We start from the raw sequence: 12001 nt of genomic DNA, 5'->3' as shown, positions 1-12001 counted from the left end.
CAAGTATAGATGTATTATAAATTTACTAGTTGCTTGATTAAAGTCTTATCAGGTAAATTTTAGATTGGTTAAAGAAACATAGTTATAAAATAATGCATACCATATATGTTAAGGAGAATATTTCATGGAAGTTACATCAAGATATCCAGGAAGTTTCGGCGAAATACTTCAAGGGAATTTAGGGGAAAAGCCTGTATTGGTTTCTTCCCCTATAAATCTATATACTTATGTCAGGTTATTTGAAAGTAGAAAACAAAAAAAATTATACAAGAATATTAAAGCCAATAAATTTATAGAAAATATACTTATAGACTGGGGTTATACATATTATATAAATAATATACATATAGAAATAAATAGTAAAATTCCAAGAGGAAAGGGATTAGCTAGTAGTACTGCAGATTTATGTGCTACTTATAAGGCATTGACTCAATTATTTAAAAAGAATTATTATATAGAAGAACTACAGAAGAATTGTTTAAAAATAGAACCAACAGATAGTATAATATTTGATGAATTTACTCTGTTTGATTATAAAAATGGAAGCTTTAAAGAAAAATTAGGGCCATATATAAAATTCTATATATTAGTTTTTCAAGGAAATAGAATTATAAATACTTTAGATTTTAATAATATTCCACAAAAAATGAATTCCATAGAAGATTTAATACCTGATGTAACAAAAAGTATAGAAAAAAAAGATATTAAAAATATAGCTAAAATTTCAGAGGAAAGTATAAAAAGAAACTTCCATAGATTAAGTTATGATTATTTTAATATAGTTTCTGAATATAAAAATAGAAATGGTGGACTAGGCATAATAGGGTGCCATAGTGGTGATGCATTAGGAATAGTATATGATAATAAAGAAGATTTAATGAGAGTGAAAAAAAAGCTTACTCCTATAAAAAATATTAAGAACTATACTTTAGAAACGGTTTTAAATATTAAGAATGTATAGCTTTAGATAATTAAGATACCAATAAACATAATTTGAATATATTAAAAGTTATTAAATCATAATATTACAGTTATTATAAAAATTTTGTGTTTTACTAATAAATATATGTTTTTTTATAATAATATTATATATATGAAGCAAGAGTAAACATTAACTATAACATAAAATTAATAAGAAGGTGTAATTATGAAATCAGAAAAGGGATACATACAAGTTTATACAGGAAATGGAAAAGGCAAAACTACAGCAGCTTTAGGAATTTCATTAAGAGCGGTTTGTGCAGGAAAAAAAGTTTTCTTTGGACAGTTTACAAAAGGAATGAACTACAGCGAATTAAAAGCCCCTACCATATTGCCTAATTTCACTGTGGAACAGTTTGGACAAGGTAAATTTATACTTGGTAAACCAGATGAAGAAGATATAAGATTGGCTCAAATGGGTCTAAAAAAAATAGAAAAAATATTAACTTCTGGTGAATATGATATAGTTGTTATGGATGAAATTAATATAGCTTTATACTATGGATTATTTAATGTAGAGGAAGTAATAGAAGTGCTAGATAAGAGAGATGCTAAAGTAGAAGTCATATTAACAGGAAGATATGCAAAAGAAGAAATAATAAAAAAAGCTGACTTGGTAACAGAAATGAAAGAAATAAAACATTATTATAAAAAAGGGGTAATTGCAAGAGTAGGAATAGAAAATTAGAATATAGGAAAATATAGGTCTAAAATATATTTGTATAAATGTTTAAGTAAAATAGATATTTATAATAAAAATAAGCAATTTATAATTTTAATATATATAACTTAAATAAGAATTATCAGTGGGTATTTAAAAGTACATAATTAGGTTAAAAATTAAAAGTGCTTACAGTAAACCATATATAAACATAAAAAATGGAGTGATTAATTCTTATGAATGGATCAACAAAGAATAAAATAAAAAATTTAAGTATATTTTCTACCCTTAAAAATAGAGAATTAGATATAATAGAAGAAAATGCTATATTAATAAATCTAAAAAAGGGAGAAGTTTTATTTTATGAAAGAGATTATATAGATACTGTATATATACTTCTAGAGGGAAAAGTTACACTATACAGAAATTCAGAAAATGGTCAGAAAAGAATAATATTTATAATAGATGAAGGTAAAATTATAAATGAGGTTATATTAGATAAAAAAGCAGCATCTATATGTTGTGAAGGATTTGAAAATAGCAAAATTTTATCAATAAAGAGAAGAGACTTTTTACATATAATGCAGAAAAACTTTGATTTTACACAAGAAGTAATGTTTTCAATGACTAATAAAATAAGAAGAATGTATAGACAACTAAAAAATACAGTGCCTCTTAAAATTGAAAAAAGGGTAGCGGCTAAGTTATGGAAATTAGCTAAAGATTATGGTGAGGATAAAGAAAATGGAGAAGTTATAAAGCTAAATATAACAGTAACTTATCTTTCAGAAATGTTAGGAAGTTCAAGAGAGACTATATCTAGAGCATTAAAAGAACTAAAAAATAGAGAATTAATATATTATGAAGGTAAAAAAATAATAATTAAAGATAGAAATAAGTTGTCAGAATTTTTTAAGAGTATGTGATATTTATCACATACTTTTTTTAGTTACCACTGTAAAATTAATTATAAAGCAATAATACAGTTTGTATAATTTATTAAAAGAATAAAAGGAGATGGTAGGTTATGTATAGTGAAGAAATTAACAAAATCAGTAATGCAGCAGAAGGCAAAGTAAATTTACTAAAAAATAATAAAGTGGGATATTTAATATCTTCTGCACTTGCAGGAATTTATGTGGGCATAGGTATCATACTTATATTCACATTGGGGGGAGATCTAACTCAAAGTAAATCTCTTTATGTAAAGCTTATTATGGGATTATCTTTTGGTATAGCCTTAAGCCTTGTAATAATGGCAGGATCAGAACTTTTTACAGGAAATAATATGGTCATGACTATAGGAACTTTAAATAAAAAAACTACATGGAAAGATACATTAAATATATGGGTTTTTAGTTTTATAGGAAATTTAATAGGATCTATGGTTTTAGCTTTAATATTTGTTAATACAGGATTAGCAAAAGGAGCTGTAGGTAAATTTATTTTAAAAGTAGCACAAACAAAAATGACGCTACCACCAATGGAATTATTACTAAGGGGAGTATTGTGTAATATTTTAGTATGCTTGGCTGTATGGTGTAGTTTAAAAATGAAAGAAGAGGTAGGAAAGCTTATAATAATATTCTGGTGCTTATTTGCATTTATTTCATCAGGATTTGAACATAGTGTGGCAAATATGACACTACTTTCTATAGCTTTATTTATACCACATGGAGTAGGAGTATCCATAGGTGGATTAGCCCATAATTTGATTTTTGTTACCTTAGGAAACATTATAGGTGGAGCTTTATTTGTAGGATTATCTTATTATAAAATATCAAAAAAATAGTTTTAAGGGGTGAAAATAATGGGTTTTAAAATTAAAAAAGAAAATTTTGATAATGCACTAAAAGCTTTAAAAAGGGATTTTAAAGTTTATGCACCAGTTACTTTAAAAGGAAAAGGTACTTTTTCAGATACAGATTCTATAAGATATAAAGAAATAGAATCTGTAGAAGAAATAAATTTCAAAGAAAAGTCCAATTTTTCATTTAAAGAAGTAGTGTTGCCAATAACACAAACATTGTTCTATTTCACAGAGGATAATTGGATGGAACCTAAGACAGATAAGGAAAATATACTCATATTTTTGAGAAGTTGTGATCTACATGGATTAAAAAGGATAGATGAGATATATTTAAAAAATGGAGCAGAAGATCCTTATTATGAAGCTATAAGAGAAAGAGTTAAATTTGTAGTTATGGGATGTAGTGAAAGCTTTGAAAATTGCTTTTGCGTTTCTATGGGAACTAATAAATCAGAAGACTATAATTTAGGAATAAATATAAATGAAGAAAATGTATATGTAGACATTAAAGATAATTCTTTAGAAAAATATTTTCATGAAGTGGAAATAGAAGAAAACCTTCAGGTACAGCCAAAATTTGTTAAAGAAAATAAAATTAAAGTAAATATATCAGATAAAATTGAGTTATCTAAAATAGTAAATTTGGATTTTTGGAATGAATACTCTAAAAGATGTATAGCCTGTGGAAGATGTAACTTTGTATGCCCAACGTGTACTTGTTTCACTATGCAGGATATATTCTACAAAGATAATGATAAATCGGGAGAGAGAAGAAGGGTATGGGCTTCTTGTCAAATAGATGGATACACTAATATGGCTGGAGGTCATGGATTTAGAATAGATAAAGGGCAAAGAATGAGATTTAAGGTTATGCACAAGATAAATGACTATAAAAAGAGATTTGGATATCATATGTGTGTAGGATGTGGTAGATGTGATGATGCCTGTCCAGAATATATATCTTTTTCAAATTGTATAAATAAACTTTCAAATTTGGTAGAAGAGGTGAATTCTAATGAATGCAAATAATGTGTATATGCCTTTTAAATCTGAAATATTAGATATCAAAAAACATACCGATATAGAATATACCTTTAGAATGTCTTATATAGGAGAAGTAAAACCAGGACAATTTTTTGAAGTATCATTACCTAAGTATGGAGAAGCACCTATATCTGTATGTGAAATAGGAGAAGGATATGTAGATTTAACTATAAGAAGAGTGGGTGTAGTTACAGATGAAATCTATAATTATAATATTGGACAAAATCTATTTTTAAGAGGTCCTTATGGTAATGGATTTAATCTAGATAATTACAAAAATAAAGAAATAGTTGTGGTAGCAGGTGGTACAGGATTGGCACCAGTTAAAGGAATAATGGATTATTTCTCAAAGAATTCTAAAGAGTGCAAAGATTTTAATCTTATAGTTGGATTTAAAACTATAAACAACATATTGTTTAAAGAAGATATAGAAAAATGGAAAGAAAATATAAATGTAACTGTAACATTGGATGTGGCAGATGAAGGTTATGAGGGGAATACAGGACTTGTAACTAAATATATTCCACAGTTAGATATAAAAGATAAGGAAAATGTACAAGTTATAGTAGTAGGACCACCTATAATGATGAAATTTGCAGTGGTAGAGTTTTTAAAACTAGGAATAAAAGAAGAAAATATATGGATATCTCAAGAAAGAAAAATGTGTTGTGGGCTTGGAAAATGTGGTCATTGTAAAATAGATGATACTTATATTTGCTTAGAAGGACCAGTTTTTAATTATGTAAAAGGGAAGACTCTTATAGATTAGGGGGGAGATTTTAAATGGATATTAATACTAAGGCTATAAAAAAGAATGCATTTAGAGTTACAAAACATAGAGGGAAAACAGCTTTAAGAGTAAGAGTTCCAGGCGGAGACTTACCAGTAAAATATTTTGCTATATTAGCTAAAATAGCTGAGCAATATGGTAATGGAAAAGTTCATGTAACCACAAGACAGGGTTTTGAAATTCCAGATTTAGATTTTGATAAAATGGATGAAATAAATAAATTAATACAGCCAGTTATAGAAGGGTTAAATATAAATCAAGATGAAAAAGATAAAGGATATACAGCGGCAGGAACAAGAAATGTAACATCATGTATAGGAAACAAGGTATGTCCTTTTGCAAACTATAACACTACAGAGTTTGCTAAAAAAATAGAAGATGCTATATTCCCTAATGATTATCATGTAAAAGTAGCTCTTACAGGATGTCCAAATGACTGTATAAAGGCTAGAATGCACGACTTTGGAATATTGGGAATGACAGAACCTGAGTATGATAAATATAGATGCATAGGATGTAGAGCATGTGTTGATAATTGCCAGAAAAGAGCCACAGGAGCATTAAGATTTGAAAATTTTAAAGTTATAAGAGATCATGAAAAATGTATAGGCTGTGGAGAATGTGTAGGTAAATGCCCAACGGCAGCATGGACTCGAAGTAGTGAAAAGTATTATAGATTAGCTATAATGGGAAGATCAGGAAAGAAAAATCCTAGACTAGCAGAAGATTTTATAAAGTGGGTAGATGAAGACAGCATAATAAAAATAATAGTAAATACTTATGATTATATAGATAAGTATATAGATAAAGATGCTCCAGGAGGAAAGGAGCATATAGGATATATTGTGGATAGAACAGGGTATCAAGAATTTAAGAAATGGGCATTAAAAGATGTAACATTAAAGGAAAAGGCAGAATTAGCACCAAATATAAATTGGGCAGGAATAAAGTATAGATAATTATATTGGCATAGTAATATAAATTACACTAAAATTAGCGGATACTGGTCTTATAGGTGCCGGTGTATTAGCAAAAGAATTAAAATAGATAATTAACTATAACTAGAATTAATACTAATTTTGGTTATAGTTTTTTTAAAAAATTTTTATTAAAAATAAATGATCTTTTAAAGTACAAACTTAAAGGTATTAAATATTATACATATATAATATTGCTAGTTATTATTTAGTAAAAGATTATGTTCAATTAAATGAAAAATTTAGTTTATATCGAAGTTATATAACTATGGATAGAGTTAATTATTATAAAACTAAATGTTATAACATTATTAGTAATTTGTAATTTTATATGATATAATATGCTTATAGACATAGGAAAGGGGAGTATATATGATTTTAGATCATAATATTGGAGCTAAACCACTATGGAGTCAAGTAGCAGATATTATAAGAGAAGATATAAAAAATAATGAATATAAAGTAGGGGATACATTACCTCCAGAAATGCAATTGATAGAGAAATTTGGGGTTTCAAGAATAACCATGAGGCAGGCTTTAGATTGTCTTGTTAATGAAGGTTATATAGTAAGAAAAAGAGGAAAAGGTACTATAGTACAAAAAAGAGAAGATGTTTCAACTTCTATGAAATCATCCTTTGTAACATTAGAAGAAAAAGGAGAGAGAGCACAAAAAAAATTTATAGATGCTAAACTTATAAATCCACCAAAAGAGGTAGCAGAATATTTTAATATTAAAGAAACAGATACATTAATTATGATGAAAAGGATTGTAGAAGTTGATAATAAAATTGTTGTGTTATTTAGACACTTTATTAATCCTCAAGTTTCATTAACTGTTGAAGATAATTTTAAAGAATCTTTTTATAAACTATTATCTGATAAAGGATATCCCATTACATCAGGAAAAGAAGAGATTTCAGCAATAATTTCTAATGAAGAAGATAAAGAAATTTTTCAGCTGGAAGAGAAAAAGGCTATAATAACTAGAAAAAAATATGGATTTTCTAATGATATACCAGTTGAATTAACTTATTCAAGATACATTGCAGACGGATATACAATAACTGTGGATTTAAATTAGTATTGTTTTAATTTTTTTATACAATACTAAAAAAATACTAAAAAACGATAAAAATATTGTTGACTTATAAATGTTATAACATTATAATATAAGTATGATAAGATATTAAGAGGTGATATAGTGAGAGAATTATTAATAGTAAGTCACGGAACACTAGCAGAAGGCATTATTGAATCAGGAAAAGTTATTTTAGGAGATGCTATCAATGCTAAAAGTTGCTGCTTAAAAATGAACATGGGAATAGAAGATTTTAAGAGGGAAGTAAACGAAATCATAAGAAGTTTTAAATTAGCTGATGAAATAGTAATATTAGCAGACTTAAAAGGAGGATCTCCTTACACTGCAACTCTTGCTGCACTTGATGAAAACGGTTTGCTTTCTAAATCCGTTATAATTACTGGAGTAAATTTACCTTTACTTATAAATGTATCTTTAAAAGAAGATACTATAACAGAAGAAGATATAGAGAGTCTAATCTCTGAAAGTAGAAAAGCAATTGATAGATTTGAAATTATAGATGATGAAGAAGACAGTTTATAACTTTAAGGAGGAATTAATATGGCAATAGAATTTTTAAGAATAGATGACAGAATAATACACGGACAGGTAGTTACTAGATGGGCAATGGAATATCCTTGTGATGGAATAATAGCTATAAATGATAAAGCTGCATCAGATAAATTAATTAAATCAGTTTTAAAGGCAGCATCAGAAAAGAAAACATTTATATTTACTTTTCAACAATTTGAAGAAAAAAAGCAAAAGATGATAGATAGTGAAAAGAAATATTTCCTAATAACAAAAAACCCAATAGATATGGCTAAAATTCTAGTAGATTATGATATGACTGTAAATACAGATCTTGTAAATGTAGGACCTCAAAGTGCAAGAGAAAATACTACTACAGTAAATAAAAATGCAGATATAACAGCTGAAGAGGCATTAGCATATGAAAAAATTTATAACAAAGGGTACAAAATTGACTTTAGGTTAGTTCCAGATGAAAAGAGTGTCCTATGGAAAAACGTAAGAGAAAAATTTATAAAATAACATATTAAAAAGGGAGGATGAAGTATGGAGATATCAATTTTTCAAGCCTTACTCATAGGTATACTTTCTTATGCAGGATCATTGTCTGCAGTACCTTTACTTGGATTATCTGGTGGATGGTATGTATTAAGTAGACCAATAGTATCAGGATTTTTAATCGGACTTATATTAGGCGACGTTACTACAGGAGTTCTAGTGGGAGTAGCAGTACAAGTTGTTTTTATAGCATTGGTTACTCCAGGTGGAGCAATGCCACAAGATTTAAATTCAGCAGCATATATTGGAGTGGCCCTTGGTATCTTAGCAGTTAAAGGGGGAGCTACAGTTCAATCTTCAGTTGCAATAGCTACCGCAGTAGGTGTTATAGGAACAATATTCCACAACTTTATGATGCTTACTAACTCATTTTGGAATCACAGAGCTATTACTAGTATGGAAAAAGGAGACTATAAGGGCATGATATTTAATCACTTTATAGGACCACAAATAGTACAAATGGCTTATAGAATCATACCAACAGCAGCAATTCTATACTTCGGGGCAGATTTAGCTAATAATATAATCTCCATGTTCCCAATGACTTCATTTACTATGAGAGTTTTAACAGCGTTAGGTGGTATGTTGCCAGCTGTAGGTGTTGCAATATTGCTTAGACAGGTAACTAAAAAGAATTTAGAAATAATTTACTTTTTATTTGGATTTACATTAATAGCAGCATTAAAAATAAATATGATTGCTTTAGCTATAATAGGAGCATTCTTTGCACTATTACACTTTAATTATACTGCACCAAAGGCACAAGCTGCTACTGCATCAGGAGGAGATTTAGATGATGAGGAGGATGATTTATAGATGGAAAATACACCAAGAAAATTAGATAAAAAAACTTTAAGAAAATCCTGGTTATTATGGACATTCGGTAATCTTTCATCTATGTCATTTGAATGGCTTGAAGCAATGGGATTTGCAGTATCCATGATACCTGTAATCAAGAAACTTTATGGTGGAAATAAAGAAGAAGAAATAAAAGCATTAAAAAGAAGTTCAACTTTTTATAATACAGAACCACAATTAGGTTCCGTAATAAATGGTATAGTATGCGGATTGGAAGAAGAAAGAGCCAACGGAGCAGCAATAGATGATGAAATGATAAATAGTATAAAACTTGGATTAATGGGACCTTTAGCTGGTATTGGTGATGCAATGCTTCCAGGAATGTATATTCCATTACTTATATCAATAGCTATAGGAATGTCTAAAGATGGAAGTCCTATGGGAGCAATATTCTATATACTTACTTATTTAATTACAGTAACAGGATTATCCTACTATGTATTCTTTAAAGGATATCAATTAGGAACTAAATCTGTAGATTTGATTGTTGGGGATGTAGCAAATAGAGCAAGAGAAGCTTTTAATTTACTAGGATCAATAGTTGTAGGTGGAGTTGGAGCATCTTATGTAGTAATCAAAACTGGGCTTGTTATTAGTACTGGTGGAGCTAAAGGAATAGAAGTAATGCCTATTTTAAATAATATATTCCCAAATATATTAGGATTATTTGCTATCATATTTAGTTGGTGGCTAATGAGTAAGAAAAAGATGTCACCACTTAAGGTTATGGGAGTATTAACAATAATATCTATCATAGGTGTTGGGGTGAAATTCTTTTAGAAATATTAATAATAAATATATAATTACAGCTTAAGGAACACAGAGTTAATTTTAATATAGGAAGGGTGACTTTAAAGTTGCCTTTCCTTAAAATATAGGAGGTAAAAATGGATACTAAACAAAAGATAGTAAAAGAATATAAATATTTTTTAACCATAAAGAAGATGATAATTTTCTTTGGGGTGTTAAGTACATTAAGTTTAACTTTTACCTTTTATATTAAAGATAGAAGTACAGGGCTTTTAATAGCAGCATTATCATTATCTATAATAAGTTTTATTATATTTATTTTATTATGGATTTGTATCCCAAAGATAAAAAGACACATTTTAGAAATGACTAAAAAGGTTTTATAGAAAATTTTTTATAAGTTAAATAGAGTAATGTTTTAATAATATAAATAAATTATATTAAGAACAAATTAATGTTGTAATAGGTTATATAGAAAGTATAATTTCTCAATTATAAGAAGAAGTAAGCTTGATTTTTATATAAGAATAAAAAATTATATTTATCTAAGGTAAAGTTAGTTTTGCCTTTAATTTTTTAGAAAAACAAATGTTATAACATTATTATAAAGGAGAAGAGCATGTTTGATAATGGAATGGGGCTAAGATATGATTTTAATACAAAAGAATTTGTATATGGAAATAAAAATTTTGGCCCAATAACAGAAAAAAGAAGGCTAGAGGATATAAGAAAAAGTCTTAAAAATCCTAACTGTGAAGGACCAGATATAGTATATAGTATAGCAATGGATATAGGACTTATAGAAGACAAAAAAGATCTTGTAGATAGAAATTTATTATATGGCGCATGTATTTACTCAAAAGGAATTATGGGAGATGAACCTGTAAGATCTCAAGGTCATATTCATGCAATTTCAAAATCGTGTAATTGTTCCACAGGAGAATTATATGAAATATGGCATGGAAAGGCCATAATATTTATGCAGGAAAGTGCAAAGAACAATCCAGGAAGAGTTTTTGCAGTGGAAGCTGAAAAAGGAGATATAGTACTTGTTCCACCAGGTTGGGCACATTATACAACTAATGCTAATGTGGATGATTTTATGGTGTTTGGAGCATGGTGCATTAGAGATTTTGGCTTTGATTATGAGGATGTAAGGGCACATAATGGATTGGCATATTTTCCCATAGTGAAAGATGGAAATATAGAATTTGAAAAAAACCTTAAGTATGATGAGTGTAAATTAGAAATAAAAAAACCAAGAAGATATACAGAACTAAATTTGAACTATACAAAGTCAATTTACTCTCAGTATAAAGAGGATAAAGATAGATTTAGATTTATTACTAAGCCATTAGATTATAAAGAAGTATGGGAAAACTTTATTCCCTAAGAAGATAGGAGGGGCAGATTTGGAAATAAGAGAGCCAAAATACAAACAAGATTTTTTTAATGGAGTTATACAGGGAGATAATGTTCAATGCTATAAAAAATTATATAAAGATATTTCAGTAGCTTATGATTCAAAAGATAATAGTTTGGATGAGAATACTGAAATGTATGAAGTTTATTCCTTTGACGAAGGAGGAGAAAACACAATACTTTGGGGATTAACTATATTACATCCTATTACAGTAAACGGTGAATGTAACTTAACACGAGGACATTTTCATGAAGATAGAAAAGAACCAGAAATATACTTTGGATTGGGTGGTAATGGATTACTTTTATATATGAACAATACAGGAGAATGTTTTGCAGAGAAGGTATCAAAAGGATCCATACATTATATCCATGGAGAATATGCTCATAGGCTTATAAATACCGGGGATACTGACTTTAGAGTTGGTGCAGCTTGGAGAAAGGCAGCAGGTCATGATTATAAAGCAATAGAAAATAAGAGTTTCCCGTACAGAGTTTATAAAGTACATGGAGAAATAATAGTAAAATAGGAGGTCATT

15 protein-coding genes are annotated in these 12001 nt (G+C 28.1%); all 15 read left to right on the top strand.

Features of this window, described 5'->3' with window-relative positions; all coding sequences use genetic code 11:
* Positions 1-124: 124 nt before the first annotated feature.
* The 15 genes from NGI68_RS03415 to NGI68_RS03345 all read left to right on the top strand — a co-directional run bounded on the left by NGI68_RS03415 (position 125) and on the right by NGI68_RS03345 (position 11992).
* On the top strand, positions 125-961 hold the full coding sequence (locus tag NGI68_RS03415; protein ID WP_251860079.1) for a GHMP family kinase ATP-binding protein: 837 nt from the start codon (positions 125-127) through the stop codon (positions 959-961).
* 186 nt (positions 962-1147) lie between these two features.
* Positions 1148-1669, top strand: coding sequence for a cob(I)yrinic acid a,c-diamide adenosyltransferase (gene cobO, locus NGI68_RS03410; protein ID WP_251860078.1), 522 nt, complete (start codon positions 1148-1150; stop codon positions 1667-1669).
* Between the two features lie 209 nt (positions 1670-1878).
* Positions 1879-2568, top strand: coding sequence for a Crp/Fnr family transcriptional regulator (locus NGI68_RS03405; protein ID WP_251860077.1), 690 nt, complete (start codon positions 1879-1881; stop codon positions 2566-2568).
* 101 nt (positions 2569-2669) lie between these two features.
* Positions 2670-3434, top strand: coding sequence for a formate/nitrite transporter family protein (locus NGI68_RS03400; protein WP_251860076.1), 765 nt, complete (start codon positions 2670-2672; stop codon positions 3432-3434).
* Between the two features lie 18 nt (positions 3435-3452).
* Positions 3453-4481: an anaerobic sulfite reductase subunit AsrA gene (asrA, locus tag NGI68_RS03395; RefSeq protein WP_251860075.1), complete on the top strand. Its 1029-nt coding sequence runs from the start codon at positions 3453-3455 to the stop codon at positions 4479-4481.
* Positions 4468-5265, top strand: coding sequence for an anaerobic sulfite reductase subunit AsrB (asrB, locus tag NGI68_RS03390; protein WP_251860074.1), 798 nt, complete (start codon positions 4468-4470; stop codon positions 5263-5265). The genes asrA and asrB overlap by 14 nt, the downstream gene beginning before the upstream one ends.
* Before the next feature lie 14 nt (positions 5266-5279).
* Entirely contained in the window at positions 5280-6245 is a 966-nt protein-coding gene (gene asrC / locus NGI68_RS03385; protein ID WP_251860073.1) for a sulfite reductase subunit C, read from the top strand.
* 390 nt (positions 6246-6635) lie between these two features.
* Positions 6636-7346, top strand: a complete 711-nt coding sequence (locus NGI68_RS03380; protein WP_251860072.1) for a GntR family transcriptional regulator — start codon at positions 6636-6638, stop codon at positions 7344-7346.
* A gap of 120 nt (positions 7347-7466) precedes the next feature.
* Complete coding sequence (locus NGI68_RS03375) at positions 7467-7886, top strand: PTS sugar transporter subunit IIA (protein WP_251860071.1); 420 nt, start codon at positions 7467-7469, stop codon at positions 7884-7886.
* Positions 7887-7904: 18 nt separating this feature from the next.
* On the top strand, positions 7905-8396 hold the full coding sequence (locus NGI68_RS03370) for a PTS sugar transporter subunit IIB (RefSeq protein WP_251860070.1): 492 nt from the start codon (positions 7905-7907) through the stop codon (positions 8394-8396).
* 24 nt (positions 8397-8420) lie between these two features.
* Positions 8421-9248 (top strand): PTS mannose/fructose/sorbose/N-acetylgalactosamine transporter subunit IIC, encoded by an 828-nt coding sequence (locus NGI68_RS03365; RefSeq protein ID WP_251860069.1) that lies wholly within the window; start codon positions 8421-8423, stop codon positions 9246-9248.
* Positions 9249-10070 carry a PTS system mannose/fructose/sorbose family transporter subunit IID gene (locus tag NGI68_RS03360; protein WP_251860068.1) on the top strand — a complete coding sequence of 274 codons (822 nt, stop codon included), beginning with the start codon at positions 9249-9251 and terminating at the stop codon, positions 10068-10070.
* 107 nt (positions 10071-10177) lie between these two features.
* Positions 10178-10426, top strand: a complete 249-nt coding sequence (locus NGI68_RS03355; protein ID WP_251860067.1) for a hypothetical protein — start codon at positions 10178-10180, stop codon at positions 10424-10426.
* A 233-nt stretch (positions 10427-10659) separates the two neighbouring features.
* Positions 10660-11433 carry a glucose-6-phosphate isomerase family protein gene (locus NGI68_RS03350; RefSeq protein WP_251860066.1) on the top strand — a complete coding sequence of 258 codons (774 nt, stop codon included), beginning with the start codon at positions 10660-10662 and terminating at the stop codon, positions 11431-11433.
* Positions 11434-11452: 19 nt separating this feature from the next.
* On the top strand, positions 11453-11992 hold the full coding sequence (locus tag NGI68_RS03345) for a glucose-6-phosphate isomerase family protein (RefSeq protein ID WP_251860065.1): 540 nt from the start codon (positions 11453-11455) through the stop codon (positions 11990-11992).
* Positions 11993-12001: the final 9 nt, after the last annotated feature.

The organism is Clostridium sp. Marseille-Q2269, assembly GCF_943736985.1.
GTDB lineage: Bacteria > Bacillota > Clostridia > Clostridiales > Clostridiaceae > Clostridium_F.
Note: the sequence above shows the minus strand (reverse complement) of the source record. Positions and strands in the feature narration are given on the sequence as shown.

Coding starts and splice junctions, on each gene's coding strand:
- asrC (WP_251860073.1), top strand. CDS start 5,280: ATGGATATTAATACTAAGGCTATAAAAAAGAATGCATTTAGAGTTACA.
- NGI68_RS03380 (WP_251860072.1), top strand. CDS start 6,636: ATGATTTTAGATCATAATATTGGAGCTAAACCACTATGGAGTCAAGTA.
- NGI68_RS03415 (WP_251860079.1), top strand. CDS start 125: ATGGAAGTTACATCAAGATATCCAGGAAGTTTCGGCGAAATACTTCAA.
- cobO (WP_251860078.1), top strand. CDS start 1,148: ATGAAATCAGAAAAGGGATACATACAAGTTTATACAGGAAATGGAAAA.
- NGI68_RS03405 (WP_251860077.1), top strand. CDS start 1,879: ATGAATGGATCAACAAAGAATAAAATAAAAAATTTAAGTATATTTTCT.
- NGI68_RS03355 (WP_251860067.1), top strand. CDS start 10,178: ATGGATACTAAACAAAAGATAGTAAAAGAATATAAATATTTTTTAACC.
- asrA (WP_251860075.1), top strand. CDS start 3,453: ATGGGTTTTAAAATTAAAAAAGAAAATTTTGATAATGCACTAAAAGCT.
- asrB (WP_251860074.1), top strand. CDS start 4,468: ATGAATGCAAATAATGTGTATATGCCTTTTAAATCTGAAATATTAGAT.
- NGI68_RS03350 (WP_251860066.1), top strand. CDS start 10,660: ATGTTTGATAATGGAATGGGGCTAAGATATGATTTTAATACAAAAGAA.
- NGI68_RS03360 (WP_251860068.1), top strand. CDS start 9,249: ATGGAAAATACACCAAGAAAATTAGATAAAAAAACTTTAAGAAAATCC.
- NGI68_RS03400 (WP_251860076.1), top strand. CDS start 2,670: ATGTATAGTGAAGAAATTAACAAAATCAGTAATGCAGCAGAAGGCAAA.
- NGI68_RS03365 (WP_251860069.1), top strand. CDS start 8,421: ATGGAGATATCAATTTTTCAAGCCTTACTCATAGGTATACTTTCTTAT.
- NGI68_RS03370 (WP_251860070.1), top strand. CDS start 7,905: ATGGCAATAGAATTTTTAAGAATAGATGACAGAATAATACACGGACAG.